This window comes from Streptomyces sp. NPDC040589, from assembly GCF_055594445.1.
The window spans coordinates 140887-167664 of record NZ_JBVIWP010000013.1 but is presented as its reverse complement, the minus strand read 5'-3'; the positions used below and the strand labels follow the sequence as shown (position 1 = coordinate 167664).

Sequence of the window (26778 nt, the reverse complement as noted above, 5' to 3'; positions counted from 1 at the left end):
CAGAGGAGCTTGGTCGTGCCACACGAGGTCCGTGCCGCAGTCGCTGTCAAGAAAGGCGCACCCGTCGAGGTGCAGACGATCGTGGTTCCCGATCCCGGCCCCGGAGAGGTCCTGGTCACCGTGCAGGCGTGCGGGGTGTGCCACACGGATCTGCACTACCGGGAGGGCGCGATCACGGACGACTTCCCGTTCCTGCTCGGCCATGAGGCGGCCGGCACCATCGAGGCGGTCGGCGAGGGCGTCACCGACCTCAAACCCGGTGACTACGTGGTGCTGGCCTGGCGTGCTCCCTGCGGCAGTTGCCGTTCCTGTCGCCGTGGCCGCCCCTGGTACTGCTTCGACTCCCGCAACGCCGCCCAGCCGATGACCCTGCTGGACGGCACGCCGCTCACGAACGCCCTCGGTATCGGCGCCTTCGCCGAGAAGACGCTGGTCGCGGCGGGCCAGGCGGTGAAGATCGACCCGGCCGCGCGCCCGGAGGCCGCGGGGCTCATCGGCTGCGGGGTGATGGCGGGCTACGGCGCCGCGGTCAACACCGGCAAGGTCGGCCGGGGCGACTCGGTCGCCGTGATCGGCTGCGGCGGCGTCGGCAACGCGGCGATCGCGGGCGCCTGTCTCAACGGCGCCATGAAGGTCATCGCCGTGGACATCGACGACCGGAAGCTCGACCAGGCGGAGAAGTTCGGCGCCACGCACACCGTCAACTCCCGGGGCACCGACCCGGTCGAGGCGGTGCGGGAACTCACCGACGGCTTCGGCGTCGACATCGCGATCGACGCGGTGGGCCGCCCGGAGACGTTCACGCAGGCCTTCCACATGCGCGACCACGCGGGCCTGCTGGTCCAGGTCGGCGTGCCCTCCCCCGAGATGAAGGTCGAGCTGCCGCTGATCGACGTGTTCTCACGGGGCGGCGCGATCAAGTCGTCCTGGTACGGCGACTGTCTGCCGAGCCGCGACTTCCCGTTCCTCGTCGACCAGTACCTGTACGGGCTGCTGGACCTGAACGCCTTCGTCAGCGAGACCATCGCGCTGGACCAGGTGGAGGAGGCCTTCGCGAGGATGCACCGGGGTGAGGTGCTGCGCTCGGTGGTGGTCCTGTGAGCGCCGTGTAAACCCAACACCTCACTCCCCCCAGCGTGTTCATCCATCCCGGCAAGGACAAGGCCGAAGGACCCCGGCAAGGACAAGGAGGGGCATGTCCAGCACACCCGAAATCCCCCGCGTGGTCGTCATCGGCGCCGGCATCGTCGGCTGTTCGCTCGCCGACGAGCTGACAGCCCGCGGCTGGACCGACGTCACCGTCCTCGAACAGGGGCCCCTGCCCGCCCCGGGCGGCTCCACCTCGCACGCACCCGGCCTGGTCTTCCGGACCAGCCCCTCGAAGACCCTCACCGCCCTCGCCCGGTACACGGTCGAGAAGTTCACCTCGCTCGACGTCGACGGCGTCTCCTGCTTCAACCAGGTCGGCGGCCTGGAGCTGGCCACCACCCCCGAGCGTCTCGCCGAGCTGCACCGCAGGGCCGGTTACGCCGCCGCCTGGGGCGTGCGCGGCGAGATCGTCGGCGCCGCGCGCTGCAAGGAACTGTGGCCACTGATCGACGAGTCGGTGGTCCTCGGCGGCTTCCACACCCCGGACGACGGCCTGGCCCGCGCCCTGCTCGCCGCCCGCGCCCAGATGGCACGGGCCACCGAGCGGGGCGCCCGGTTCCTGGACCGGCACACGGTCACCGGAATCGAGCGGCAGGACGGCAGGGTCAGCGAAGTCGTCACCGACCGGGGCACCTTCCCGGCCGACCACGTCGTCTCGGCGGCCGGCTTCTGGGGCCCGGTCATCGGCCGCATGGCCGGGGTCGACGTCCCTCTGCAGCCGCTCGCCCACCAGTACGCGAGGACCAGGCCGCTCCCCGAGCTCAACGGTGCCACCGCGGAGGCCTCGAAGCCGATCCTCCGCTTCCAGGACCGCGACCTCTACTTCCGTGAGCACACCGACCGGATCGGCATCGGCTCCTACGCCCACCGGCCCCTGCCCGTCGACCCCTTCGCGGTCCTGCCGTACGACGAGGCCCGCGCCCGGCACATGGACATGCCGTCCTCCTATCCCTTCACGGAGGAGGACTGGGCGCCCAGCTGGGCCGACTGCCGCCGCCTCATGCCCGCCCTGCGCGACGCCGAGATCGAGACGGGCTTCAACGGCGTCTTCTCCTTCACCCCGGACGGCATGCCGGTCCTCGGCGAGTCCCGGACGCTGCGCGGCTTCTGGCTGGCCGAGGCCGTCTGGGTCACGCACTCGGCCGGTGTCGCCAAGGCCGTCGCCGAGTGGATGGTGGACGGGCGGCCGTCGATCGACCTGCACGAGTGCGACCTCACGCGCTTCGAGGAGGCGCAGCGCTCACCGTCGTACGTCCGTGACCGGGGTTCACAGCAGTTCGTCGAGGTGTACGACGTCATCCATCCGCTCCAGCCGATGGAGCGGCCCCGGCCCCTGCGGGTCAGCCCCTTCCACGCCCGTCAGCAGCAACTCGGCGCGTACTTCCTGGAGGGCGGCGGCTGGGAGCGGCCGCACTGGTACGAGGCGAACGCCCCGCTCGTGGACGCCCTCGGTCCTCTCCCCGAGCGCGACGCCTGGTCGGCCCGCCACTGGTCTCCCATCGCGGCGGCCGAGGCCAAGGCGACGCGCGAGGGCGTCGCCCTCTACGACATGACGCCCCTGCGCCGCCTCGAGGTCACCGGCCCCGGAGCCCTCGGCTTCCTGGACCGTATGACCAGCAACAACCTCCGCAAGAAGCCCGGCTCGGTCACCTACACCCTCCTGCTCGACGAGACGGGGGGAATCCGCTCCGACCTGACCGTGGCGCGCCTCGCGCCCGACCACTTCCAGGTCGGCGCCAACTCCCCCGCCGACCTCGACCGGCTGCTGCGCCACGCGCCGGCGGACGTCCACATCCGGGACATCACCTCCGGAACGTGCTGCGTCGGTGTGTGGGGCCCGCTCGCCCGTGACCTCGTCCAGCCGCTCACCCCGGACGACTTCTCGCACGAGGCTTTCGGCTACTTCCGCGCGAAGGAGACGTACATCGGGCATGTCCCGGTGACCGCCATGCGGCTGAGTTACGTCGGCGAGCTCGGCTGGGAGCTGTACACCACCGCCGACCTGGGGCTCCGGCTCTGGGACACGCTGTGGGAGGCAGGCCGGGACCTCGGCGTGGTCGCGGCGGGCCGCTCGGCCTTCAGCTCCCTGCGCTTGGAGAAGGGCTACCGGGCCTGGGGCGTCGACATGACCGACGAGCACGATCCGTTCGAGGCGGGCGTCGGCTTCGCGGTCCGTATGGACAAGGAGGACTTCGTCGGCAAGGCCGCGCTGGCCGAGGCCGGCGAGCCCGGCCGCCGTCTCACCCCCCTCCTCCTCGACGATCCCGCCGCCGTCGTCCTCGGCAAGGAGCCGGTGTACGTCGACGGTGCCCCCGCCGGCTACGTCACCAGCGCGTCGTACGGCTACACGCTCGGCCGCTGCGTCGCGTACGCCTGGCTGCCCGCCCGTCTCGCCACGGGCACGGGCGTGCACATCGAGTACGTCGGCGAGAAGGTCCCCGCCACGGTGGCCGACGAGCCGCTGTTCGACCCGAAGATGACGCGCATCCGCCGCTAGCAGGCATGCCTTGGCCTCTCCGAGGAGCACGCACGTGACGACCACCCCGATCACCCCGAGCCTGATCGCCACCCTCCCCGGGCGCTACTACACCGACCCGGACGTCTTCCGGCAGGAGCAGGAGCACATCTTCGAGTCGATGTGGTTCTGCGCGGTCCGCGGCTCCGACCTGGACCGGCCCGGCGCCTTCCGTACCGTCCAGGTCGGCCGCGAGAGCGTCATCATCACCCGTACCCGCAAGGGCGCACTGCGCGCCTTCCTCAATGTCTGCCGCCATCGCGGGGCGCGCCTGTGCACGGAGGAGTCGGGCGAGAACCGCCGCACGCTCCAGTGCCCGTACCACGCATGGACGTACGACCTCGACGGCAAGTTGATCGCCGCACCCAACTTGATCAAGATGCCGGACGTCGATCGTGTCGCGTACGGGTTGATCAATGTCGCTCTGCGTGAGTGGCTCGGCTACGCCTGGGTGTGCCTGGCGGACGAACCGCCGTCCTTCGAGGAGACGGTCGTGCAGGCCGCCGTCGAGCGGCTCGGTGACGTCGCGGCGATCGAGCACTACGGCACGGAGAACCTCGCGCTCGGAAAACGCATCACCTATGACGTGAAGGCGAACTGGAAGCTGATCGTCGAGAACTTCATGGAGTGCTACCACTGCGCGACGATCCACCCCGAACTGACCGAGGTGCTCCCGGAGTTCGCCGACGGGTACGCCGCCCAGTACTACGTGGGCCACGGCGCCGAGTTCGGCGACGAGGTCAAGGGCTTCACCGTCGACGGCGGCGAGGGCTTCGGCAGGCTTCCGGCCGTGGGCGCCGACCAGGACCGCCGCTACTACGCCATCACGATCAAGCCGGCGGTCTTCGTGAACCTCGTCCCGGACCACGTCATCCTGCACCGCATGTTCCCGCTCGCCGCGGACCGCACGGTCGTCGAGTGTGACTGGCTGTACGCGCCCGAGGTGGTCGAGTCGGGGGCGGACGTGTCGAGGTCCGTGGAGCTCTTCCATCGGGTGAACCTCCAAGATTTCGACGCCTGTGAACGAACGCAGCCGGCGATGGCTTCCCGGGCGTACCGAAAAGGGGGTGTACTCGTGCCCAACGAGCACCACCTCGGGATCTTCCACGAGTGGCTCGTCGAACGGCTGGGAGGCGCGCATGCCGGACCTGTTCATTGACGGTGAGTGGCGGGGCGCCCTCGACGAGCGCACCCGTGAGATCCGCTGCCCGGCCGACGGTTCCCTGGTCGGGGTCGTGGACGAGGCGGGCGGCAAAGACACGGTGGAGGCGATCGCCGCGGCCCGCCGGGCCTTCGACGACGGGCCCTGGCCGCGGACCCCGGCGCACGAACGCTGCGACCTGCTGCTGCGCGTCGCGGACCTCCTCGCACGGGACAAGGCGGCCCTCGCCCGCGCGGAGTCCCTGGACACGGGCAAGCGGCTCGTGGAGAGCGAATACGACATCGACGACGTCGCGAACTGCTTCCGCTACTTCGGGCGGCTGGTGGCGAGCGAGTCCGGCCGGGTCGTCGACACGGGCAGGGCGGACGTCGACAGCCGGGTGGTGCACGAGCCGGTCGGCGTGTGCGGGCTGATCACGCCCTGGAACTATCCGCTCCTGCAGACGGCGTGGAAGGTCGCCCCGGCTCTCGCGGCCGGGAACACCTTCGTGCTCAAGCCGAGCGAGCTGACTCCGCACACCGCGATCCACCTGGTGCGGCTGTTGGCGGAGGCCGGGCTTCCGCCAGGCGTCGGCAATCTGGTCCTCGGCGCGGGCCCGGAGGCGGGCGCCCCGCTCGGCGACCATCCGGACGTGGACCTCGTCTCCTTCACCGGCGGCCTGGAGACCGGCCGCCGGCTGATGGCCGCCGCCGCTGGGACGGTGAAGAAGGTGGCCCTCGAACTCGGCGGCAAGAACCCCAACGTCGTCTTCGCCGACGCCGGCTTCGAGGCCGCCGTCGACATGGCGCTGACGGCCGTGTTCCTGCACTCGGGGCAGGTGTGCTCGGCCGGGACGCGGCTGCTCGTCGAGGACTCCCTGCACGACCGCTTCGTCGACGAGGTCGTACGGCGGGCGCGGGAGATCCGGCTGGGCGGGCCGTTCGACGAGCGGGCCCGGACCGGTCCGCTGATCTCGGCCGCGCACCGGGCCAAGGTCGAGGCCTACGTGGCGAGGGGCGTGGCGGAGGGTGCGGTGCTGCGCTGCGGCGGCTCGCGCCCGGACCGGCAGGACCTGGCCGACGGCTTCTACTACCCGCCCACCGTGCTGGACGAGTGCACCTCGGGCATGTCCGTGGTCCAGGAGGAGTCCTTCGGTCCCGTCCTCACCGTCGAGCGGTTCACGGGCGAGGAGGAGGCCGTAGGTCTCGCCAACGACACGATCTACGGTCTCGCGGGCGCCGTGTGGACGAGCGACGAGGCCCGGGCCGCGCGGGTCGCGGAGCGGCTGCGCCTCGGAACGGTCTGGATCAACGACTTCCACCCCTACGTTCCGCAGGCGGAATGGGGCGGTTTCAAACAGTCCGGCTTCGGACGCGAACTCGGGCCCGCGGGGCTCGCCGAGTATCGCGAGACGAAGCACATCTGGCGCAATACCCGTCCCACACCCCAGGGTTGGTTCGACTGATCGAATCCGCCCCGAGGAACACCCATTGAGGAACCGCCCATGAGACCGACCGCGCAGTCCACAGACGCCCCTGGCCAGGACGACGCCGAACTCACCGAGTTCGGCTACAGACCCGAGCTCAAGCGCACCCTCGGCAACTTCCACACCTTCGCCGCCGGGATCAGCTACATATCGATCCTGACCGGCACCTTCCAGCTGTTCTACTTCGGCTACGGCAGCGGCGGTCCCGCCTACTGGTGGTCGTGGCCGATGGTCTTCGTCGGCCAGTTCATGGTCGCGCTCTGCTTCGCGGAGCTCGCCGCCCGCTATCCCGTCGCGGGTTCCGTATACAACTGGTCGAAGAAGATAGGCAATCCGCATCTGGGCTGGCTCGCCGGCTGGATGATGCTGATCGCCTCGATCGTGTCCATCGCGGCCGTGGCGCTGGCCTACCAGTTGACGCTGCCGCAGATCTCGTCGTTCTTCCAGTTCGTGGGGGACGGCACCGGTACGTACGACGTGGCGACCAACGCGGTCATCCTGGCCGCGGTGTTGATCCTGTTCACCACCCTGGTGAATGCCTTCGGCGTCAAGCTGATGGCCAGGATCAACACGGCGGGCGTGTTCATCGAGTTGATCGCCACTGTCGTATTGATCGTCCTGTTCGCGGTCCACATCACGCGTGGCCCTCAGGTCGTCATGGAGACGCACGGCACCGGCGCGGGCTACGGAAACGGGTACCTGGGTGCCTTCCTGGTGGCCTCACTGGCCTCCGCGTACGTCATGTACGGCTTCGACACCGCCGCCTCGCTCGGCGAGGAGTCCCTCGACCCGACCCGGAACGCACCGCGCGCGATCATCCGGGCGATCGTCGCGTCCTTCGTGCTCGGCGGTCTGATCCTGCTGCTCGCGCTGATGAGCGTGTCCAGCCTCAAGGGCGAGAAGCTGTCCACGGACGGTCTGCAGTACATCGTCCTGGACGTGCTCGGCCCGACGGCCGGCAAGGCGATGCTGTGGTGCGTGCTGATCGCGGTGACGGTGTGCGCCCTGGCGGTCCACACGGCGGCCGTCCGGCTGGCGTTCGCGATGGCCCGCGACAACAACCTGCCCGCGTCCTCGAAGCTGGCCAAGTGCCACCCGCGGTTCCAGACGCCGGTCCTGCCGACCGTGATCATCGGGATCCTCGCGCTGGCGATCCTGGTGGTCAACATCCGCCAGCCTCAGATCTTCACCGTCGTCACCAGCATCGGCATCATCATGATCTACCTCGCCTACCTGGGTGTCACGGTGCCGCTGCTGGTCGCCCGGCTGCGCGGAAAGTGGCAGCCCGCGAGCGAGGGCCGCTTCTCCCTGGGCCGCTGGGGGCTGCCGGTCAACATCCTGGCCGTCCTGTGGGGCGGGGCCATGACGCTCAACCTCATCTGGCCGCGGGCCGCGGTCTACAACGCCGCGGCTCCCTACCACTGGTACCTGCGCTGGGGCGCGGTGCTGTTCGTCGCCGTCATCGCGGGCGGCGGCTTCGCCTACTACTGGTTCGTCCAGCGGCACCGGACCGGCGTACTCGCCGAGCACCGCTCGGACACCACTGCCTCGTCTCCCCTCACCGCCCCGGCGGCCGACTGAAGGAGGACCCATGAGTACGCATGAGTTCGACTACGTCGTGGTCGGCGGCGGCACCGCGGGCAACGTGGTGGCGGCCCGGCTGTCCGAGGACCCCTCCGTCACGGTGTGCGTGCTGGAGGCGGGCCCGAGCGACGTCGGCGACGACGACGTCCTGCGGCTGGAGCGCTGGATGGGGCTGCTGGAGTCCGGCTACGACTGGGACTATCCGGTCGAACCGCAGGCCAGCGGCAACAGCTTCATGCGGCACGCCCGGGCGAAGGTGCTCGGCGGCTGCTCCTCCCACAACTCCTGCATCGCCTTCTGGGCACCCGCCGAGGACCTCGACGACTGGGCGGCCGCGGGCTGTACGGGCTGGAGCGCGGCCGACCTGTACCCGCTGTACCGGCGGCTGGAGAACAACGACGCGCCCGGCGACCACCACGGCCGCACCGGCCCGGTGAAGCTGCGCACGCTGAAGAGCGACGACCCGTGCGGCACGGCCCTGCTGGAGGCGTGCGCGCAGGCCGGCATCCCCACGGTCGCCTTCAACACGGGCCGGACGGTCGTCCGGGGCGCCAGTTGGTTCCAGATCAACTCCGACGAGAACAACATCCGCCAGTCGTCCTCGGTCGCCTACCTGCACCCGATCCTCGGCAAGCGGCCCAACCTGGAGGTACGCACGGGAGTACGCGCCAAGAAGCTGGTGCTCGACGGGCGGCGCTGCGTGGGCGCCGAGTACCTCGACCCGGATCTGATCCACACCCGGACGGTACGGGCCCGGCGCGAGGTGATCGTCTCGTGCGGGGCGATCGACTCGCCGAAGCTGCTGATGCTGTCGGGCATCGGACCGGCCGGGCACCTGCGCGAGGTCGGCGTCGAGGCGGTCGTGGACGCGCCGGGCGTCGGCGAGAACCTCCAGGACCACCCCGAGGGCGTGATCATGTGGGAGGCCCGGCAGCCGATGACCACCACGTCCAGCCAGTGGTGGGAAGCGGGCATCTTCTACGACACCGAGCCGGGGCTCGACCGGCCTGACCTGATGTTCCACTACGGGTCCGTGCCGTTCGACATGAACACCGCCCGGCACGGCTACCCCACCTCCGAGAACGCCTTCTGCCTCACGCCCAATGTGACGCGCGCGAAGTCGCGGGGGACGGTGCGGCTGCGGACGCGGGACTACCGGGACAAGCCGAGGGTGGATCCGCGGTACTTCACGCACGAGCACGATGTGCGGGTGATGACGTACGGGCTGAGGCTGGCCCGGCGGATCGCCGAGCAGCCCGCGCTGAGCGGCTGGGCGGGGGCGGAGCTGGCGCCCGGCCCGGACGTGCGGACGGATGAGGAACTGCTCGGCTACATCCACCGGACGCACAACACCGTCTATCACCCGTCCTGCACGGTGAAGATGGGTGCGGACGATGATCCTTCGGCCCCCTTGGACGCGCGGCTGCGGGTCAAGGGGGTTCAGGGGCTGCGGGTCGCGGACGGGTCGGTGATGCCGGACCTGGTCACCGTCAATCCGTGCATCACGACCATGATGATCGGCGAGAAGTGCGCGGATCTGCTGAGGGAGGACGCCTGAGTCTCAAGACACCGGGCGTTTGTACATCCTGGTGGCAGTGATCTCGCTGTGCACCGCCTCCCCCGCCTGGGCCTGCTGCGGAAGGCCCGGGCGGAGGTGTTCCTCGACGCTGATGTACTTCAGGCCGGCCCGCAGGTCGGCGTCGTTGCGCATGCGGATGACGAGGGGGAACTCGGCCAGCGCGGTGGTGTCGAACAGACCTGTGGTGTAGAGGAGTTGGACACCCAGCGCGTCCGACACCGCCCGCTGGAGTTCCAGCAGATACGTGGCGTTGGCGCGGCCGATGGGGTTGTCGAGGAACAGGGTGCCGGCGTGCCGGTGCTTGTCCCGGCCCCGGTCGTTCGAACGCAGCGCGGCCATCGTGCAGTACAAGGCGATGGCGGCGGTGAGGAGCTGGCCGCCGGAGAAGACGTCGCCCATCTGCCCGACGGGGACGCGCTCGGCGCGAAGCACCGCGTCGGGCTTGAGGATCTCGACGGCGACGCCCTTGGGCTGCAGTGCCGCGGCGACGCCCCGCAGCAGCAGGGACATGCCGTCACGCCGCAGGTCGGAGTTCTTCTTGACGGCCGCGCGGGTCGCCTCGTCGATGACCTCGCCCAGCCGTTCGGTGAGCGTGGCCTGGTCGGGCTCCTCGAAGCGGATGCGGAGGAACTCCTGTCCCGACCATTCGCCGAGCCCCTCCGGGAGGCGGGAGAGCCGCTGGGCGGAGCGCAGGGTGGCCAGGGCCGACTCGACCAGGCCGCGCAGACGGTCCACGATCGAGTCGCGGTTGCGCTCCAGCTGCTCCAGTTCGTCCGTCAGGACCCGGAGCCGGGGGGCGAAGGCGTCCGCCCACTTCTGGGCGTGCTCGGGCAGCGCGGAGGCGGGCAGTTCGCGGATCTGCTGCCGTGCCGGGGTGCGGACCTGCTCGTAGCGCGTGGAGTTGGCGTGCCGGACGAGGATGTCGCTGGCCTCGCGGACGGCGGCCTCGGCGGCGGACAGGTCGGCGGCGCAGCCGCGCAGGGAGCGGCGGGCCTCGGCGGCCGACTGCCGGGCCTCCTCCGGGCTGCCGGCGTACGCCTCGGGCTCTTCGTGTTCCTCGTCCGTGGCGTGCTCGCGCAGCAGGTCGCGGAGCATGGCGGCGATCTCGTCGAAGCCGCCTGCCGCGTCCTCGGCCGCGCGGTGGGCGTCCAGGAGTTCGGTGTGCGCGTCCCGTGCCTGGTTCAGCGCCTCGGTGTGGGAGGCGAGTTCGCCCGTGGCGGTGCGCAGCAGGGTCTGCGCGTGCTCGGCGTCGCGGGGCTGCGCGTCCTCGGGGAGTTCGGTGTGGGCCTCGCCGTCCTCGGGCGCGTGCCGCTCGGCCTCGCCGCGCAGCCGCCCGAGCTGCTCGCTCGCGTTCGACATACGGGTCTCCAGGAGCTGCACCAGCTCCTCGGCCCGGGCGGCGGCGGCCTGGCGGCTGGGTCCGTCGGAGCCGTCGGGGGATTCGAGGAGCTGCTCCGCGCGCGTTCGGACCTTGTTGCTCAGCCGGTCCAGCTCCGCACGGGCCGCGCTCTCGTCGCTCTCCGCGCGGGCCTGTTCGGCCCGCAGGTCGGCGCCCACGCCCACCTTCTCGTACAACTGGGACGCGGCCCGGTAGGCCTCGCGCAGGGCGGGCAGGGAGGCCTTCGGGGTCTGGGTCTCGTCCTCGGGCACGTCGTCGGGGGCGCCCGCGATCTCGGAGCGCTCGGCGCGCAGCGCGCGGGCGGTGCGGCGTGCGTCGTCGGCGGCGCGCTGGGCGCCGCGCCTGTCCTCGTCGGCGGCGCGGGCGCGCTCCAGACAGGTCTGGGCGCCCGCCTCGGCCTCGGTCGCCTCGTCGGCCAGTTCCCGCAGCTTGACCTGCCAGCCGGCCCGCTCGCGCAGCCGGAAGGCGAGCCCTGCGAGGGCGTCGGCGGAGCGGCGGGCCTTCTGGGCGGCCTCCTGCCGCTCGTCCCGGACCCGGGCGGCCTCGGCGGCGGTCTCGTCGGCCTCGGCCCGCACCGTGCGCCCCTCGGCCAGCTCGGCCTCCGATTCCTCGGCGAACGCGCGGGTGTCGTGTGCCGCCCGGGCCAGTTCGGCCAGCCGGCCGGCGGGGCAGCCGGTGCGCCAGGAGGCGAGCCGGGCGGCCAGCTCGCGGTCCTTGCCGAGGCGGGCGGCGAGCGTGCGGATCTCCTCGTCCCGCTCGGTCGCCCGGGTGCGCAGCGCCTGCCGCTCCTCGTCGGCGGCGTGCTCGTCGTGCATGGCCGGGTTCGGCGGGACGAGGAACACGTCGCCGCTGTCGGCGTCCGGGGCGGGGGTCGGGGCGAGCAGGGCGGCTGCCGTGCCCACGGCCACGGCGGAACGGGGCAGCAGCGCCGCGTCGCCCAGGGCCTCCCGGGCGCGTGCGTGGGAGTCGGGGTCGGTGATGATCACGCCGTCGACGAGTTCGGGCCGGGCGGCCAGCACACGCGCGTGGTCGGCGGGGTCGACGGCCTGGGCGAGATAGCGCCAGCCGGGCAGCGCGGGGATGCCGTGCTCGCCGAGGTACTCGACCGTGGCCAGCACGTCCGGGCCGGGCGGCAGCAGCCCGCCGTCACCGAGCGCGCCGAGGATCCGGGAGTCGTCGGCGGCGGCCGTACGCAGGTCGAAGAGCTGGCGTTCGGCGGAGCCGACGGCGTCGTCGAGCAGGTCGCGCAGGTCGTCGGCGAAACGGTCGAGTTCCTCGGGGCTGAGCCCCTGTTCGCCGGACGCGGGCGGGAGGGCCGGCTCGCTGTCCGAGCCGTGGCGGGGCTGGGGGATGCCCGGGCGGGTCTCGGGGGTGAGGCTCAGCAGCTCCGCGAGCCGCTCCTCCCCCGCCAGCGCCTCGGCGGTGCGGCGCTCGGCCTCGTACGACCGCTCCGCCGCCGTGGCCGCGTCCGCCGCGCGGGCCGCGGTGAGTTCCGCGCGGGTCTCGGTGGCGGCTGCCTCGCGCGCATGCTCCGTGGCCCGGTGGGACGCCTCGCGGGCCGCGTCCCAGGCCGCGACGGCGGTCTTCTCGGCGTCACTGGCGGCGAGGGCCGCGCGGGCCGGGTCGGCGTCGGGCGCGCTGTCGTCGAGCCAGCCGGCCCGTACCGCCTCGGCGGTCTCCTGCTCGACCTCGGCGAGGCGCTGCTTGAGGTGCCCGACCTCACTGCGGGCGCGCTGTGCCTCGGTGGCGGCGGCGGTGGAGTCGCGGTAGGCCGAGTCGCTGACCTCCTGGAGGCCGGCGGAGCGCTCCTCCTCCTCGTTGGCGAGGTTCTCGGCGTTCCCCGCGGCCGCGTGCAAGGCCCGTACGAGATCGACGGCGGCCTTGGAGCGGGCGGCCAGCGCGGGGGCGGCGTCGCGCTCCGCCTCCTGGATCGCGGCGGACACCCGGGCGACGCGGTCGGAGGCGGCACGGTGGCGCAGTACGGCCTCGGCGGCCTGCCACGCGGAGTACAGCGTGCGGGCGTCGGCGAGCTCGCGCTTCTGCGCGGCGGCGGACTTCTCGGCCGCCGCGAGGGCCAGCGAGGCGTGCCGATAGGCGAGTTCGGCGGAGATCAGCGCGCTGCTCTCGCGGGCCGCCTCGGCGTGCGTGACCGCGGACGCGGCGGCGGTGACCCGCTGCGCCAGGTCGGCGGCGCGGGTCCGCTCCTGAACGCCACGCGCGGACAGCCTGCGGGCCAGGTTCCGCGTACGCCGCTCGGCTCCGGCGTGGATGTCCCTTGCGCGGGTGCGGGCCTCGGCGGCCTCGACGATCCGCCCGAGCAGGTCGACCGATCCGGCGGTGAAGTCGCGTTCGGCGATCAGCTCGGCGCGCCGGCCGAGCTTGTTGCCGAAGCCGCCGACCAGGTCGGCGAGTCCGTCGGTGTCGCGGGTGTCGGTGACGGCACGCAGCAGCAGATCGGTGAAGTCGGCGTCCTTCTTGACCGCGAAGAGACCGGCGGCCTCGCCTTCGTCGGCGTTCATCTCCCGCTGGTAGCGGAAGAGTTCCGGGTCGAGGCCGAGATCGCCCAGGTGCTCGATCCAGCGGTCGTGGATCTCCTCCCAGTGCACCTCCAGGTGCGGGTAGGTCTTGCCCGCCTCCGTCAGGGCGTCGCGGAAGCCCTTCATCGTGCGACGCCGGCCGCGTGCGCCGGACTGGCCCTCGACCGGGGCCCGTACGGCGGTGGACTCGGCCACGGGGAGGTTGTCGAGGCTCAGTCCGGGCCCGGGGCGGAAGGAGTACCAGGCCTCGGCGAACTTCCGCGGGTCGTTGGAGACCTGCCGTCCGCGCCACTCGCTGACCTTGCCGACGACGACGCACTCGCCGGTCAGCACGTGCTGCCACTCCAGCGCGACGTGTCCGCAGTCGTCGGCGAGCAGGAACTTGCGCAGGACACCGGAGCTGGCGCCGCCGAGCGTGTTCCGGTGGCCCGGCAGCATCACCGAGAAGATCAGCTTGAGCAGCACCGACTTGCCGCCGCCGTTCTCCAGGAAGAGCACACCCGCGGGCGCGGGCCGACGCGGCGGGCCGACGGGCTCCTCCTCGAAGAACTCCGCCTGCGTGGGCGCGGGGTCGGGCACGGTCTCGCCCACACCGCGCAGGTCAAGCACGGTGTCGGCGTAGCGCGCACCGGCGGGCCCGATGGAGTAGAGGCGGACCCGGGACAGCTCGTACATGGCGGACTCTCGTAAGTCTTCGGCAGGTCGGGGAAGTCGGGCGGGGCGGCGGAGGTCTAGGACGAGTGGAACGGCAGCCCTGCGTCGGCCACCAGCTCCAGGTCGTCGCTCTCCTCGGCGGGCAGCAGAGTCGGGGTGCCGTCGGTGACCGGGACGACGCCCAGCTCCAGCAGCTCGGCCATCGCTGCGCTGCCGGCCATGTCGCGCACCTGGAGCTGGTAGCGGGCGGTGGTGCGGTACGTGCCGCCGTTGTCGTCGCCGGTGCGCTGGAGGAAGCCGGATTCGGTGAGGAAGGCGACGGCCTTGGCGACGATGCCGGTGGTCGAACCGGCGAGCCGGCGCGCGTCCTTGGTGGCACCGGTCGCGCTGCGCCGTACCCAGATCCGCCAGGCGGCCTCCAGGCCGGGCGTGTCGGTGGCGGGGTCGGTGTTCTCGCCCTGCTCGGCGGCTCGCTCCTCCAGGCGGCGGCAGGCCTGGCGCACGAAGGCGTCGACGCCGTTGACCGTGACCCGGCCGATGTAGCCGTCGTCGGCGAGGTCCTCGGGACGCGGGAACGCCATGGCGGCGACGGCGAGATGGGCGAGCCCGTGCAGGAACCGGTCGCCGCCGTCGGCGGACGTACGACGCGCGTAGTCACCCATGCGCACGGCGAACACCGAGTCCTCGGCGGCGGTGACGGCCATACCCGCGCGCGGGGACACCTCCAGCACGATGAGCCCCAGACCGGTGGCCACGGCGTCGGCGAGCCGCGCGAACGGCGGGTCCTCGCGGTAGCGCCGCAGCAGGTCCGCGTACTCCTGGTCGCGGGCGGGCTGCAGCTTGGGCTGCAGCCCGAAGGACACGAGCCGCGCCGCGTCGGCGGCGTCGGCGGGGGTGACGGCGGCGGTGGCCGTCGGGGCCGGTCCCTCCGGCTCACTCCACTCGACGTGCTCGCTCACGGTCGGGGCTCCTTGTTCCTCTTGTTCCTGCGGTGGTCACTCATGCCGCTTCGGTCCGATCCGCAGCCATCCCCGCCGCGTCCAGCAGCGCCGTCCCGACGATCAGGTCCGCACCGCCGAACTCCGGATCATCGAGCTCGGCTCCGTCGTCCACGGCGAAGAGCAGCTTCTGCTCGCCCTGCCGATAAGCTGTACCGACCGGCGGACTGGCCGCGTGCACCGCCAGCAGTGCCACCAGATACGGCAGTTCGGGATCCTGCCGACGGGCCTCGGCGAGCAGCCCGGACAGCCGGCGCGGCGCGTCGGCCGGCAGGTCGAGCAGCTCCTGCGCGGCCGCCATCTGCTCCTCGCTGAACCGGCTGTCGTCGGGCGTGGCGATGACATCCGGCTCGGGCATCTCCGCGCCCAGGTGCTCCCGCTCCACCGGCGGCGTCAGCAGTATGTCGACAAGGTCCCCGACCCGGACGGACACCGGCGTGCGCATCCCGGTGCCGCGGGCGAAGAAGGCGTCCGTGACGCGGACGGCCTTCTCGAGCGACAGCGGCAGGACGGGGGCGACGAGATGGCCGTAGAGGTCGATACCCGACGTGGTCATCGGGGTGGCGAAGGCCTGCCGGTCCTGCTCGGCCCGGAACAGCGGTCCGGCCTCGAGCAGCCGGGACTGCAACTGCGTGTGCCGGCGGATGCAGTCCTTGACGATGTCGACGAGCTCGGCGGCCCGGCGCTTTTGCTCGGGGTCCTCGGACTCGTCACGGGCCTTGCGGATGTTGGTCAGGATCGCGTTCTCGTGGCGATAGCGGTCGGCGACGTGCTCCAGGGCCTCGGCGATCATGTCGGGCACGGTGGTCAGCCAGTCCACCGCGCGGACATTGCGCCGGGTCGCGTCGAGGGCCCTGCGCAGGGTCTCCGCGTACTGCACGGTGCGGTAGCGGGCCTGTTCGGCCGCGAGCTGGGCGTCGGCGAGCCGGCCGCGGCTGATCAGCACCTCCAGCTTGACCTCGGCGGCGATCTGCGCGCTGGTGACATCGGTGTCGAGGGCGCCGACGAGGACGTTGACCGCTTCGTCCGTCGTACGGAGATAGACCGTGCCGCCAGGGCCCGGCACCTCCTCGATCAGCTTGAAGTCGTAGTCACGGCGCACATACGTGCCGTCCGCCCCGAACGTGCCGTACACCGCGCGGAAGCCGCGGTCGACGCTGCCGACGTTGATCAGGTTCTCCAGGACCCAGCGGGCCACCCGCTCGTGCTCGGCGGCGGGCCGCTGCGACGCCTGCGCGGCGATACGCGGGATGAGGCGGGCGACGATCTGGTCGTGGTCCGCGCCCGTGTCGAAGTCCATGTTCAGGGTGACCAGGTCGATGGCCGCGAGCGCGACCTCCGCCATGCCGTACACCGAGTACTCACCCGCGAGGTTGGCCTTGCGCGCGTCCAGGTCGTGCAGCGGCGCGGTGCAGGCGAGCGCGCGCAGGCGCCGCGCCAGGCCCTCGTCGGCGGCCGGCCCCGGCGCGGGGCGCGGCCCCGCGCTGAGCTGGGGCGGAACGCTGTCCGTCGATGCAGGCGAAGTCACGGTGCACAGACTAGGTCCTGGGTCTGACAACCACCCAAACGACGCGGGTACGCCCCCTCGGCAGGCCTTCGGCGGCCCCCTCAGCCGTCCTCGCCGACCCTCCGTCGGTACACCTCGACGACCCGCTCCAGCGAGTCGTCGAGATAGCCGGCGAGCAGACGCTCGGCCTTGCCGCGCTCCCCGCCCTGAAGAGCCTCAAGAATCGCGACATTTCGTGCGATGTACGGCTCATGCAGCCGCTGCGGCTCGTCCACCACATGGAACGCGAGACGCAGTTCGGCGAACACACTCCGCATCAACTCGTCGGTGCGCTCACTGACGGCGAGGGCGACCAGCTCCCGGTGGAAGTGGATGTTGGCCGTACCCACCCCCTTCCAGTCACCCTCCCGGGCCGCCCGCCGCCCCTCGGCGACGGCACCGGCGAGCCCGTCGAGACCGTAGGGCGGCTCGCCGAGGCCGCGGACGACGGCACACTCGACGAGCCGGCGGGTGCGGTAGATGTCCTCGACGTCCTCCACGGTCAGGACCCGGACGAAGACGCCCCGGTTCAGCTCGTGGACGAGCAGGCGTTCGTGGGTGAGCAGGCGGAACGCCTCGCGCAGCGTGTTGCGGGAGACGCCGAGCGCGCCGCCGATGCTGTCCTCCGACAGGCGTGTCCCGGGCGGGAAGTAGCCCTCGGCGATCCGACTCCTGAGGATGTCCGAGACCCGTTCGGCGGTGCTGGTGCGCCCCAGGAGAGCCCGGTCGTCGGCGAGGTCCTTCAGCTGCTCTGCCATGCCGGAATTCAATCGCAGATCACAAGAAGAACCAACATAGGTATTGAGGGATCGTTGAACAATCCCCTACGGTGCTACGCACGGCGTCGCCTCCCCCACCGCGGCGCCGACCGCTTCCGCACGGCACGGCTCACCCCGAAGCACCCCCCGTCCTCCCTCTGCGAGGTGCCCATGAGCACGACCCCTCCACCGCAGGCCCTGACCGACGAGACACCCCCCGACGCGGCCGAACGCACCTTGGACGACGGGGCGTTCGGCTGGCTGCGCGCCCTCGGACCGCGCGGCCGCCGCGCGTTCGGCGGTGCTTTCGGCGGCTACGCCCTCGACTCGTACGACTACTTCACGCTGCCGCTGAGCATGGTCGCGCTGTCCGCCTACTTCGGCCTGAACAGCGGCCAGACCGGTCTCTTCACCACGGTCACACTGGTGGTCTCCGCGATCGGCGGCGCCCTCGCGGGCGTCCTCGCGGACCGCATCGGCCGGGTGAAGGCCCTGATGATCACGGTGATCACCTACGCGGTCTTCACCGTCGCCTGCGGCTTCGCGCCCAACTACGAGACGCTGCTGGTCTTCCGCGCCCTCCAGGGCCTCGGCTTCGGCGGCGAGTGGGCGGTCGGCGCGATCCTCGTCGCCGAGTACGCGAGCGCCAAGCACCGGGGCCGCACGCTCGGCGCGATCCAGAGCTCCTGGGCCGTGGGCTGGGGCCTCGCCGTGATCGCCTACACGCTGGTCTTCTCGGTGGCCGGCGACGATCTGGCCTGGCGCATCATGTTCTGGACCGGGGCGCTGCCCGCGCTGCTCGTCATCTGGCTGCGGCGCAGTGTGCAGGACGCGCCCGAGGCCGCCGCCGCCCGTGAGCAGAGCGCGGAGAAGGGTTCCTTCAAGGCGATCTTCAAGCCGGGTCTGCTGCGTGTCACGCTCTTCTCCGTGCTGCTCTCGACCGGTGTGCAGGGCGGCTACTACACGCTGGCCACCTGGGTTCCGACGTATCTGAAGTCCGAGCGCGAGCTGTCCGTCGTCGGCACCGGCGGCTATCTGACGTTCCTGATATCGGGTGCCTTCATCGGTTACCTCACCGGCGGCTACCTCACCGACAAGCTGGGCCGCAAGCGCAACATCTGGCTCTTCGCCCTGCTGTCGGCGATCTGCATCCTGGCGTACGCGAACATCCCGAGCGGCGCCAACACCCTGCTCCTGGTACTCGGTTTCCCGCTCGGGTTCTGCATGTCGGCGATCTTCAGCGGATTCGGCTCCTACCTGAGCGAGCTGTACCCGACGGCGGTACGCGGCACGGGGCAGGGCTTCACGTACAACACCGGGCGCGCGGTGGGCGCCGTCTTCCCGACGATGGTCGGTTTCCTTGCCGACAGCTGGGGCGTCGGCGGTGCGCTGGTCTTCGGGGCGATCGGCTACGGCCTCGCGGCGCTGGCGCTGCTCGGGCTGCCGGAGACGCGCGGGAAGGAACTCACGTGAACCACACGCCGATCGCCGAGACCGAGGACCGCCCCGTGGTGCTCGTCGACGAGCACGCGCACGCGTGGAGCCCGGAAACGGCCCGCGCCCGCTTCCGGGAGGGCCTGACGGGCCCCACGGCCGGGGTCGCGGCCGGCCACACCCAGGTCAACCTCATCTCGGTGCCCGCCGACTGGGCCTACGACATGCTGCTGTTCTGCCAGCGCAACCCCAAGCCCTGCCCGGTCCTCGACGTCACGGACGCCGGATCCTGGACCACCGTGCTCGCCGACGGCGCGGACCTGCGCACCGACCTGCCGCGCTACCGGGTGTGGCGGGACGGCGAACTGGTGGACGAACCGACGGACGTGCGCGCGTACTGGCGGGACGACCTGGTGTCGTTCCTGATCGGATGCAGTTTCACCTTCGAGTGGGCGCTGAGCGAGGCGGGCGTCCCGATCCGCCATGTCGAGCAGGGCCGCAACGTCCCGATGTACGTGACGAGTCGGCAGTGCCGTCCGGCGGGGCGGCTGCACGGACCGCTGGTGGTGTCCATGCGGCCGGTGCCGCCCCCGCACCTGGCCGCGGCGATCCGCGAGAGCAGTCTGCTGCCGGCGGTGCACGGCAGCCCCGTGCACTGCGGCGATCCGTCGGGGCTAGGCATCGACGACCTCGGGCGTCCCGACTTCGGCGACCCGGTGGTCACCGAACCGGACGACATCCCGGTGTTCTGGGCCTGTGGAGTGACCCCGCAGGCGGCCGTGATGGCCTCGCGTCCGCCGTTCGCCCTCACGCACTCCCCGGGGCAGATGTTCCTCACCGACGCCCGCGACGAGCAGTACCGCGTGGCCTGACAGGAGATGCGACACGTGACCTCGATCGACCTGAACGCCGACCTCGGCGAGGGCTTCGGCCGCTGGCGGCTCACCGACGACGAACAGCTGCTGTCCGTGGTCACCAGCGCCAATGTGGCGTGCGGCTTCCACGCCGGGGACGCGGCCACCATGCGCCGGGTGTGCGAGCTGGCGGCCGAGCGCGGAGTGCGGATCGGCGCCCAGGTGTCCTACCGGGACCTGGCCGGGTTCGGGCGGCGCGCGATGGACGTGCCGTCCGCCGAGCTGGCGGCCGAAGTGGCCTACCAGATCGGTGCCCTGGAGGTCTTCGCCCGCGCCGCGGGCTCCCGCGTGACCTATGCCAAACCGCACGGCGCGCTCTACAACCGGGTCGTGCACGACGAGGAGCAGGCCGCCGCGGTCGTCGACGGGGTGCTCCTCGCGGATGCCGCGCTGCCCGTGCTGGGTCTGCCCGGTTCGCGGCTGCTCGATCTGGCGGGCAAGGCCGGACTGCCCGTCGTCACGGAGGCGTTCGCGGACCGGGCGTACACCGACGCGGGCACCCTGGTGCCGCGCACGCGGGACGGCGCCGTGGTCACCGACCCGGAGGCCGTCGTGGAGCGGTCGTTGACCCTGGCCCGCTCCGGCGAGGTCTCCTCCCACTCGGGGACCCGCATCGAGGTGCGCGCGCGTTCCCTGTGCCTGCACGGCGACACGCCCGGCGCGGTGGAGCTGGCGCGCCGGGTGCGGGAACGCCTGGAGACGTCGGGGATCCGGGTGGAGGCCTTCGCATGAAGGTCCGGCCCGTCGGCGAGGACGCGCTGCTCGTCGAGGTCGCCTCGGGCGACGAGGCCCAGGCCCTGCACGCGGAGCTGCTGCGACGCCGCGCGGAGGGCTCGCTGTCGGCCCGTGAGATCGTCCCCGCCGCCCGCACGGTCCTCCTCGACGGCCTCGACTCCCCCGCCCGGCTGGCCGCCGAACTGACCGCAGCCGAACTACCGCCCGCTCCCCCACGCGCGCGTGAGGTGGTCGAGATCCCTCTGAGGTATGACGGCCCGGACCTGGCCGATGTCGCCGCGCACTGGGGCGTGCCGGAGCGAGAGGTCGCCCGCATCCACGCGGAGACGGAGTTCCGGGTCGCCTTCTGTGGCTTCGCGCCCGGCTTCGGCTATCTCACCGGGCTGCCGTCGCGCTACGACGTCCCGCGCCGGGCCACCCCGCGCACGGCCGTCCCCGCCGGGTCGGTGGCGCTGGCGGGCCCGTACACGGGCGTGTACCCGCGCTCGTCGCCGGGCGGCTGGCAGTTGATCGGCACGACGGACACCGTTCTGTGGGACCACGCGCGGGTACCGGCCGCGCTGCTGTCGCCGGGCACGTGCGTGAGGTTCGTCCCCGAGGCGGGGTCATGACGGATCGCGCCCTGGCCGTCGTACGGGCCGGGGCCCTGACCACCGTGCAGGACCTCGGCCGCCCCGGGCACGCCCATCTCGGCGTCCCCCGCTCCGGTGCCCTGGACGGGCCGGCCGCGGACCTCGTCAACCGCCTGGTCGGCAATCGGCCCGGGGCGGCCGTGCTGGAGACGACGCTCAACGGCTGTGCCGTGCGCCCCCGTTCGACGGTCACGATCGCGGTGGCGGGCGCGCACTGCCGGGTCACGGTGGACGGCCGGCCCGTCCCCTGGGGCGCGCCGGTGCGCGTGCCCGCCGGGGCGCTGCTGGACGTCGGTCCGGCGCTGTCGGGCGTGCGCGCGTACGTGGGCCTCTCCGGGGGCATCGCCGTCGAGCCCGTGCTCGGCAGCCGTTCGACGGACCTGCTGTCGGGGCTCGGCCCGGCCCCGCTCACGGACGGCACGGTGCTGCCGCTGGGCAGGCCGACCGGTGTGCACGCGCGCGTGGACGTCGCCCCGCAGCCGGCGCCGCCGGCCGAACTGGTCCTGCGGGTGACACTCGGCCCGCGCGACGACTGGTTCACGCCGGAGGCCGTGCGCGCCTTCGTCTCACGCGCCTACCGGGTGTCCGCCGCCGGCAACCGCATCGGGCTGCGCACGGAGGGCCCCGCACTGGAGCGGGCCCGGCACGGTGAACTCCCCAGCGAGGGCATGGTGCTGGGCGCGGTCCAGGTGCCGCCCGACGGCAGGCCGGTGGTGTTCCTGGCCGACCATCCGACCACCGGGGGCTACCCGGTGATCGCGGTGGTCCGGGCCGCCGACCTTCCGGCCGCCGCGCAGGCGGTCCCGGGTACGCCGGTGCGCTTCGTGGCCGTACGGCGTCGCTGAACCCTTCGGAGCAGGCCGCCGACCGGGTCAGGCCGCATCCGCCTGCTCCGCCACCGACAGCGCGGCCAGCGCTGCCGACACCGCCGCGGAGGCCCGCAGGTCGAGCCGGGCGCTGGTCCCCCGGGCGCGGTGCCGTAGCTCGTCGGCGGCCAGTGTCAGGAGCTGGGGCAGCAGGTCGGTGCAGCGGCGGGCCACCCAGCCGGTGCCGGCCGTGGCCAGCCACCACAGGCTCGCCGACTTCGTCGGGACGGGGAAGTCTGGCTCGGGCGAGGGCGCGGGCCCTGTCGCGAGGCCGTGCTCGGCGAGCAGCGCGTGGAAGCGCAGGGCCAGTTGCCGGTGTCCCCGTTCGCCGGGATGCAGCCGGTCCGCGCTCCACATGGCGCGGTCCGTGGTCCAGTCGCCCTCGCACGCGTGCAGGTGCAGGGCTTCGTACCGGTCGGACAGGGCATGGACGACCGCGTTCACGGCCCGTTGCCGCCGCGCCAGCGGGTGGGCCAGCGCCCCCGGCAGCCCGAGCATCGTGCCCGGGTCGGGCAGGCACGCGGTGAGCAGGACCGCGCCCCGCTCGGTACAGGCCTGGTACACCCGGTCGAGCCGGGCCGCGACGGCCTGGATGTCGAAGGTGCAGCGCAGGGTGTCGTTGACGCCGACGACGACGGACACGAGCTCGGGCCGCAGTTCAAGCGCGGCGGGCAGCTGCCGCTCCAGCACGTCCCGGGTCTGCGCACCGCTCACCGCGAGGTTGGTGAACCGGGCGGGGCCCTCGCAGAGCCCGTCGGCGAGCAGCGCGGCCCAGCCGCGCCACCCGTCGCCGACGGGGTCGCCCACGCCCTCGGTCAGCGAGTCGCCGAGGGCCACGAAACGCGGGGCTCCCACGAACCGCGGGGGTCTCATGCCACGCCTCCGGGCACGTACGGGCGCACGGGGACGGCCGCGTCGTGCGCGGCGAGGAAGGCGTCGACCGCCGCGTTCCAGCCGAAGCACTCCGCACGCGCGCGTGCGGCCTCGCGCCGGTCCGCCTCCAGGCCTTCCAGCAGCAGGTCCACGGCGTCCGCGAAGGCCTCCCCGTGATCCGCCGCGACGGACCCGGCGGAGCCGATGACCTCCGAGAGCGCGGACGACGCGCTCGCCACCACGGGGGTGCCGCACGCCATGGCCTCCAGCGCGGCGAGCCCGAAGGTCTCGGCGGGCCCCGGGGCCAGGGCGACATCGGCGGACGCCTGGAGCGCGCCGAGCAGCCCGCGGTCGGTGACATGCCCGAGGAAGGTGACCGGCAAGGCGCTCTCGCGGGCCCGCTGTTCGAGCCGCGCGCGCAGCGGACCGTCGCCGGCCACCACCAGCACCGCCCGTCGCCCGCGCCGCCGCAGCGTCTCCAGGGCGTCCAGCGCCGTGCCGGGCCGCTTCTCGACGGACAGCCGTGAACACATCACGAGCAGCGTCTCGTCCACGCGCGCGTGCCGCGCCCGCAGCTCCGGATCGCGCAGCGCCGGGTGCCGCTGCACCAGGTCGACGCCCAGCGGGGCCCGGACGACGTTGCGTGCCCCGATCCGCACGAACTCCCGCTCGGCGAACTCGGTGGTGCACACCACGCGCGCGTACGTGTGGGCCGTACGGACGTTGAGGGCGTCGGCGGCCCGCCGGGCGGCCCCCTCGGGCAGGCCCCAGGTGCGCAGCACGCCGTCGGCGGTCTCGTGGGAGACCATCACGGCCGGGACCCGGGCGCGCCGCGCCCACTTGCCGGTCCACCTGAGGGTCGTACGGTCGGACACCTCCAGGCGGTCCGGAGCGAGTTCCTCCAGGAGGCGGGCCACCCTCCGCTTGTCGGCGAGGACGCGGTAGCCGCCGGTGCCGGGCAGCAGCGGCCCGGGGAGGGTGATCACCCTCCCCTGCTCGGTCTCGCGCTCGCTCGTCCGCTCGCCGGGGACGACGAGGACGGGCTCGTGCCCCGCCGCCTTGAAGCCCCTGCCGAGTTCACGCAGGGCGGTGCGCAGACCGCCGGACGCGGGGGCGACGAAGTTGGCGAGCCGGACGATCCGCAGCGACTGGCCGGTCCCGTTCCCCGCGCTCATGCCGCCACCACCGTCCTGCGCCCGGCGAGCACGTTCGCGTAGTGCCCGATCAGCTGGTCCCCCACGGCCGCCCAGGTGCGGCCCTCGACCGTGGCTCGCCCGGCGGCGCCGAAGGCGGCCCGCAGCCCGGGATCGGCGGCCAGGGACCGCACCGCGTCCCGTACGGCGGTCGCGTCGCGCGGCGGCACCAGCAGCCCGGTCTGCCCGTGCGCGACCAGGTCCAGCGGCCCGCCCGCGGCGGGCGCCACGACCGGCAGAGCGCTGGCCATGGCCTCCTGCACGGTCTGGCAGAAGGTCTCGAAGGGGCCCGTGTGCGCGAAGACGTCGAACGAGGCGAAGACCCGGGCGAGATCGTCACCGGTGCGGCGGCCGAGGAAGACCGCGCCCGGCAGCGCCTGCTCCAGGCCGGGCCGGCTGGGGCCGTCGCCGACGATCACGACCCGGACGCCCTCCAGGCCGCAGACACCGGCGAGGAGTTCGACGTGCTTCTCGGGGGCGAGCCGGCCGACGTAGCCGACGATCAGCTCGCCGTTGGGGGCCAGCTCGCGGCGCAGGGCCTCGTCGCGGCGGTCGGGCCGGAAACGTTCGGTGTCGACGCCGCGCGGCCACAGCTTGACCCGGGGCACCTGGTGCGTCTCCAGGTCGTTGAGGGCAGCGCTGGACGGCGCGAGAGTGAGGTCGGCGGCGCCGTGGACGGAGCGGATGCGCCGCCAGGCGGCGGCCTCTCCGGCGCCCATGTACGTACGGGCGTATCCGGCCAGGTCGGTCTGGTAGACGGCGACGGCGGGGATGCCGAGGCGGGCGGCGGCGGCCATGCCGCGCACGCCGAGGACGAAGGGGCTGGCGAGGTGGACGACATCGGCACGGTGCTCGATGAGGGTGGCGGCCAGGCGGCGGCTGGGGAGGGCGACGCGGACCTGGGGGTAGCCGGGGAGCGGGAGGGAGGGGACGTGGACGACTCGGCACGGCGCGGAGGCGTCGGGCTTGTTCCCGGGTGCCGGGGCCGGGGCCACGACGACGGGGGTGTGACCGCGATCGACGAGGTGCCGGGCGGTCTGGAGCGCGCAGTGGGCCACGCCGTTCACGTCGGGGGGAAAGGATTCGGTCACGATGACGACACGCATACCGGTGTTGTCGCCGGGCCGGACGTGGCCGCGTCAACGTGGATCTTTCCGAACGAGGAACGTCCTATGAGCGTTCTGAGGTGCACCCGCGCAGGTCAGGCTGCGGCCATGCGCTCCTGACCCGCCAGTCACCCCTCGTTCACCCGGGCGGCCTGATTCCGCCCTGGCGTCCTGGAACGGAGGGGGGTCACACAGCGGTCTCCTCGGGACCGATCCGGCTGCGGACGGCCGTCTGGACCTCGGCCTCCTCGGCCGGGTCTGCGGCGAGCCGGCGCAGTCGCTCCACGACCCGGGTGTCGCCGGTCTCGGCGTGCCGGGCGGCGATCTCGCGGGTGGTCTCCTCGCAGTCCCACAGGCATTCGACGGCGAAGCCGGTGGCGAAGGAGGGGTCGGTGGCGGCCAGGGCCCGGGCGGCCCGGCCGCGCAGATGGGACGAGGCGGTCTCGCGGTAGACGTGGCGGAGCACGGGTGCGGCGCAGGCGATGCCGAGCCGTCCGGTGCCGTCGACCAGGGTCCACAGGGTCGGCGCGTCGGGGCCTTCGCCGCGCACCGCCTCCCGTAGCGCCGCGAGGACCAGGTCCCGGTCGTGCACCCCGCCCAGACAGGCGAGGACGCGTCCGGCGGCGGCACCCAGCTCGTCGGGCCGGTGCGCCCAGCCGCGCGCCCGGTCCACGGCCACGAGACTGCGCATCCGTTCGAAGGCGTCGACGGCGGCCTCCACGACGACCGTCGAGCCGGTGGCCACGGCGGCCTCGATCAGGTCGAGGGCGTCGGGATCGTTGCCGTCGGCGAGGTAGCGCAGGGCGGTGCACCGGGCTCCGTCGCCGCCGTCCTTCGCGGCCTGGACGATCTCGGCCCGGTCCTCGGGCCCCGCCACGGCGGTGAGGCAGCGTGCGGCCGGGACATGGAGTGCGGCGCCCCGGTCGAGGCCCTGCTGGGCCCATTCGAAGACGGCCTGCACGCTCCATCCCGGGCGCGGGCCCGTCGGCCGCATCTGCCGCTGCCAGCGGTCGAAGCTGCCGGTCTCGTGGGCGGCACGCACGCGTGTGGCGATGGATTCGCGCGGATCCTCGGCCCACAGCCGCCACGGCCGGGGCTCGAAGGCGTCGCGGACGGTGGCGGCCAGCTCGGCCTCGCCCTCCGGATCGGCCGGGAACCGGGCGAGGACGGGGGCGGCGAGGGCCCGCAGGCCCGCGTCGTCGTCCCTGAGGGCGAGTTCGTCGAGGGCCCAGGCCCAGTTCGAGCCGTGGGCGGCGTACCTGCGCAGCAGTTCGAGCGCGTCCCGCCTGCCGTAGGAGGCGAGGTGCCCGAGGACGGCGAGAGCGAGCCCGGTGCGTGACTCCTCGGTGTCGAGGACGTCCTCGGCGTCGAAGAGATGGGCCTCGATCGCGTCCAGCTCGCCGTTCAGGTCGAGGTAGAGGCGGGCGTAGTAGAGGGAGCGGTTCTCCACCTGCCAGTCGTGGCGGGGATCGCGCAGCACACAGTGGTTCAACGCCGCGAGCGCCTCGGGGCGCGGGGCGGTGAGCGCGTGCAGCGTGCCGTCGCCGCGGCCCCGCTGGAGCAGGCCGAGCAGCGTACCGCTGGGCGCTATGACCGGATCGAACATGGGAAACAGCCTCACATCAAGCGTCGACGCAACCGGGGACGTGTACTACCTGGCCGCGTGACAACACGTCGGA

The 26778-nt window shown here is 72.7% G+C and carries 19 protein-coding genes; 11 read left to right on the top strand and 8 right to left on the bottom strand.

Annotation, left to right across the window (positions count from 1 at the left end):
- The first annotated feature begins 15 nt into the window (after positions 1-15).
- The 6 genes from ACZ58V_RS38120 (at position 16) to ACZ58V_RS38095 (ending at position 9433) form a co-directional block, all read left to right on the top strand.
- A complete protein-coding gene (locus ACZ58V_RS38120; RefSeq protein ID WP_471295819.1) occupies positions 16-1101 on the top strand; it encodes an S-(hydroxymethyl)mycothiol dehydrogenase in 1086 nt (361 codons plus the stop codon).
- 94 nt (positions 1102-1195) lie between these two features.
- Entirely contained in the window at positions 1196-3646 is a 2451-nt protein-coding gene (locus ACZ58V_RS38115) for a GcvT family protein (RefSeq protein ID WP_471295816.1), read from the top strand.
- Between the two features lie 34 nt (positions 3647-3680).
- Entirely contained in the window at positions 3681-4823 is a 1143-nt protein-coding gene (locus ACZ58V_RS38110; protein ID WP_471295815.1) for an aromatic ring-hydroxylating oxygenase subunit alpha, read from the top strand.
- Entirely contained in the window at positions 4804-6270 is a 1467-nt protein-coding gene (locus ACZ58V_RS38105; protein WP_471295813.1) for an aldehyde dehydrogenase family protein, read from the top strand. The genes ACZ58V_RS38110 and ACZ58V_RS38105 overlap by 20 nt, the downstream gene beginning before the upstream one ends.
- A gap of 39 nt (positions 6271-6309) precedes the next feature.
- Positions 6310-7872, top strand: a complete 1563-nt coding sequence (locus tag ACZ58V_RS38100; protein ID WP_189726357.1) for an APC family permease — start codon at positions 6310-6312, stop codon at positions 7870-7872.
- Positions 7873-7882: 10 nt separating this feature from the next.
- A complete protein-coding gene (locus ACZ58V_RS38095; RefSeq protein WP_471295811.1) occupies positions 7883-9433 on the top strand; it encodes a GMC family oxidoreductase in 1551 nt (516 codons plus the stop codon).
- A gap of 3 nt (positions 9434-9436) precedes the next feature.
- On the opposite strand, the gene ACZ58V_RS38090 is transcribed toward ACZ58V_RS38095, so the two are convergent.
- The 4 genes from ACZ58V_RS38090 to ACZ58V_RS38075 form a co-directional block, all read right to left on the bottom strand.
- On the bottom strand, positions 9437-14065 hold the full coding sequence (locus ACZ58V_RS38090) for a coiled-coil domain-containing protein (RefSeq protein ID WP_468198883.1): 4629 nt from the start codon (positions 14063-14065) through the stop codon (positions 9437-9439).
- Between the two features lie 56 nt (positions 14066-14121).
- Positions 14122-15003 carry a hypothetical protein gene (locus tag ACZ58V_RS38085; protein ID WP_189726360.1) on the bottom strand — a complete coding sequence of 294 codons (882 nt, stop codon included), beginning with the start codon at positions 15001-15003 and terminating at the stop codon, positions 14122-14124.
- A 40-nt stretch (positions 15004-15043) separates the two neighbouring features.
- Positions 15044-16570, bottom strand: coding sequence for a hypothetical protein (locus ACZ58V_RS38080; RefSeq protein ID WP_468198887.1), 1527 nt, complete (start codon positions 16568-16570; stop codon positions 15044-15046).
- 80 nt (positions 16571-16650) lie between these two features.
- Complete coding sequence (locus tag ACZ58V_RS38075) at positions 16651-17346, bottom strand: GntR family transcriptional regulator (protein WP_471295809.1); 696 nt, start codon at positions 17344-17346, stop codon at positions 16651-16653.
- A 171-nt stretch (positions 17347-17517) separates the two neighbouring features.
- Between ACZ58V_RS38075 and ACZ58V_RS38070 the strand changes: the two genes are divergently transcribed.
- Genes ACZ58V_RS38070 through ACZ58V_RS38050 form a run of 5 tightly spaced genes read left to right on the top strand, consistent with a single transcriptional unit; the run spans position 17518 to position 21906 of the window.
- Positions 17518-18819, top strand: coding sequence for an MFS transporter (locus ACZ58V_RS38070; RefSeq protein WP_471295807.1), 1302 nt, complete (start codon positions 17518-17520; stop codon positions 18817-18819).
- 11 nt (positions 18820-18830) lie between these two features.
- The gene (locus tag ACZ58V_RS38065) at positions 18831-19652 is read left to right on the top strand and encodes a putative hydro-lyase (RefSeq protein WP_468199024.1); all 822 of its coding nucleotides are present in this window, start codon (positions 18831-18833) and stop codon (positions 19650-19652) included.
- A gap of 15 nt (positions 19653-19667) precedes the next feature.
- Complete coding sequence (locus ACZ58V_RS38060) at positions 19668-20426, top strand: LamB/YcsF family protein (RefSeq protein WP_468198895.1); 759 nt, start codon at positions 19668-19670, stop codon at positions 20424-20426.
- Positions 20423-21040: a 5-oxoprolinase subunit PxpB gene (gene pxpB / locus ACZ58V_RS38055; protein ID WP_468198897.1), complete on the top strand. Its 618-nt coding sequence runs from the start codon at positions 20423-20425 to the stop codon at positions 21038-21040. Before ACZ58V_RS38060 ends, pxpB begins: the two co-directional genes overlap by 4 nt.
- Positions 21037-21906: a 5-oxoprolinase subunit C family protein gene (locus ACZ58V_RS38050; protein ID WP_468198900.1), complete on the top strand. Its 870-nt coding sequence runs from the start codon at positions 21037-21039 to the stop codon at positions 21904-21906. Before pxpB ends, ACZ58V_RS38050 begins: the two co-directional genes overlap by 4 nt.
- 27 nt (positions 21907-21933) lie before the next feature.
- Here ACZ58V_RS38050 and ACZ58V_RS38045 read toward each other — a convergent pair whose 3' ends face one another.
- The 4 genes from ACZ58V_RS38045 to ACZ58V_RS38030 all read right to left on the bottom strand — a co-directional run bounded on the left by ACZ58V_RS38045 (position 21934) and on the right by ACZ58V_RS38030 (position 26705).
- The gene (locus ACZ58V_RS38045; RefSeq protein WP_468198903.1) at positions 21934-22800 is read right to left on the bottom strand and encodes an SGNH/GDSL hydrolase family protein; all 867 of its coding nucleotides are present in this window, start codon (positions 22798-22800) and stop codon (positions 21934-21936) included.
- Complete coding sequence (locus ACZ58V_RS38040; RefSeq protein WP_468198905.1) at positions 22797-23975, bottom strand: glycosyltransferase; 1179 nt, start codon at positions 23973-23975, stop codon at positions 22797-22799. The genes ACZ58V_RS38045 and ACZ58V_RS38040 overlap by 4 nt, the downstream gene beginning before the upstream one ends.
- A complete protein-coding gene (locus tag ACZ58V_RS38035) occupies positions 23972-25099 on the bottom strand; it encodes a glycosyltransferase family 4 protein (RefSeq protein ID WP_471295805.1) in 1128 nt (375 codons plus the stop codon). The genes ACZ58V_RS38040 and ACZ58V_RS38035 overlap by 4 nt, the downstream gene beginning before the upstream one ends.
- Before the next feature lie 187 nt (positions 25100-25286).
- Positions 25287-26705, bottom strand: coding sequence for a HEAT repeat domain-containing protein (locus tag ACZ58V_RS38030; RefSeq protein WP_468198910.1), 1419 nt, complete (start codon positions 26703-26705; stop codon positions 25287-25289).
- Positions 26706-26778: the final 73 nt, after the last annotated feature.

What these genes read in the sequence shown, in the direction of transcription:
- ACZ58V_RS38050 (WP_468198900.1), top strand. Translation starts at nt 21,037, where the DNA reads ATGACGGATCGCGCCCTGGCCGTCGTACGGGCCGGGGCCCTGACCACC.
- ACZ58V_RS38035 (WP_471295805.1), bottom strand. Translation starts at nt 25,099, where the DNA reads ATGCGTGTCGTCATCGTGACCGAATCCTTTCCCCCCGACGTGAACGGC.
- ACZ58V_RS38095 (WP_471295811.1), top strand. Translation starts at nt 7,883, where the DNA reads ATGAGTACGCATGAGTTCGACTACGTCGTGGTCGGCGGCGGCACCGCG.
- ACZ58V_RS38100 (WP_189726357.1), top strand. Translation starts at nt 6,310, where the DNA reads ATGAGACCGACCGCGCAGTCCACAGACGCCCCTGGCCAGGACGACGCC.
- ACZ58V_RS38115 (WP_471295816.1), top strand. Translation starts at nt 1,196, where the DNA reads ATGTCCAGCACACCCGAAATCCCCCGCGTGGTCGTCATCGGCGCCGGC.
- ACZ58V_RS38070 (WP_471295807.1), top strand. Translation starts at nt 17,518, where the DNA reads ATGAGCACGACCCCTCCACCGCAGGCCCTGACCGACGAGACACCCCCC.
- ACZ58V_RS38030 (WP_468198910.1), bottom strand. Translation starts at nt 26,705, where the DNA reads ATGTTCGATCCGGTCATAGCGCCCAGCGGTACGCTGCTCGGCCTGCTC.
- ACZ58V_RS38105 (WP_471295813.1), top strand. Translation starts at nt 4,804, where the DNA reads ATGCCGGACCTGTTCATTGACGGTGAGTGGCGGGGCGCCCTCGACGAG.
- pxpB (WP_468198897.1), top strand. Translation starts at nt 20,423, where the DNA reads ATGAAGGTCCGGCCCGTCGGCGAGGACGCGCTGCTCGTCGAGGTCGCC.
- ACZ58V_RS38045 (WP_468198903.1), bottom strand. Translation starts at nt 22,800, where the DNA reads ATGAGACCCCCGCGGTTCGTGGGAGCCCCGCGTTTCGTGGCCCTCGGC.
- ACZ58V_RS38040 (WP_468198905.1), bottom strand. Translation starts at nt 23,975, where the DNA reads ATGAGCGCGGGGAACGGGACCGGCCAGTCGCTGCGGATCGTCCGGCTC.
- ACZ58V_RS38075 (WP_471295809.1), bottom strand. Translation starts at nt 17,346, where the DNA reads ATGGCAGAGCAGCTGAAGGACCTCGCCGACGACCGGGCTCTCCTGGGG.
- ACZ58V_RS38090 (WP_468198883.1), bottom strand. Translation starts at nt 14,065, where the DNA reads ATGTACGAGCTGTCCCGGGTCCGCCTCTACTCCATCGGGCCCGCCGGT.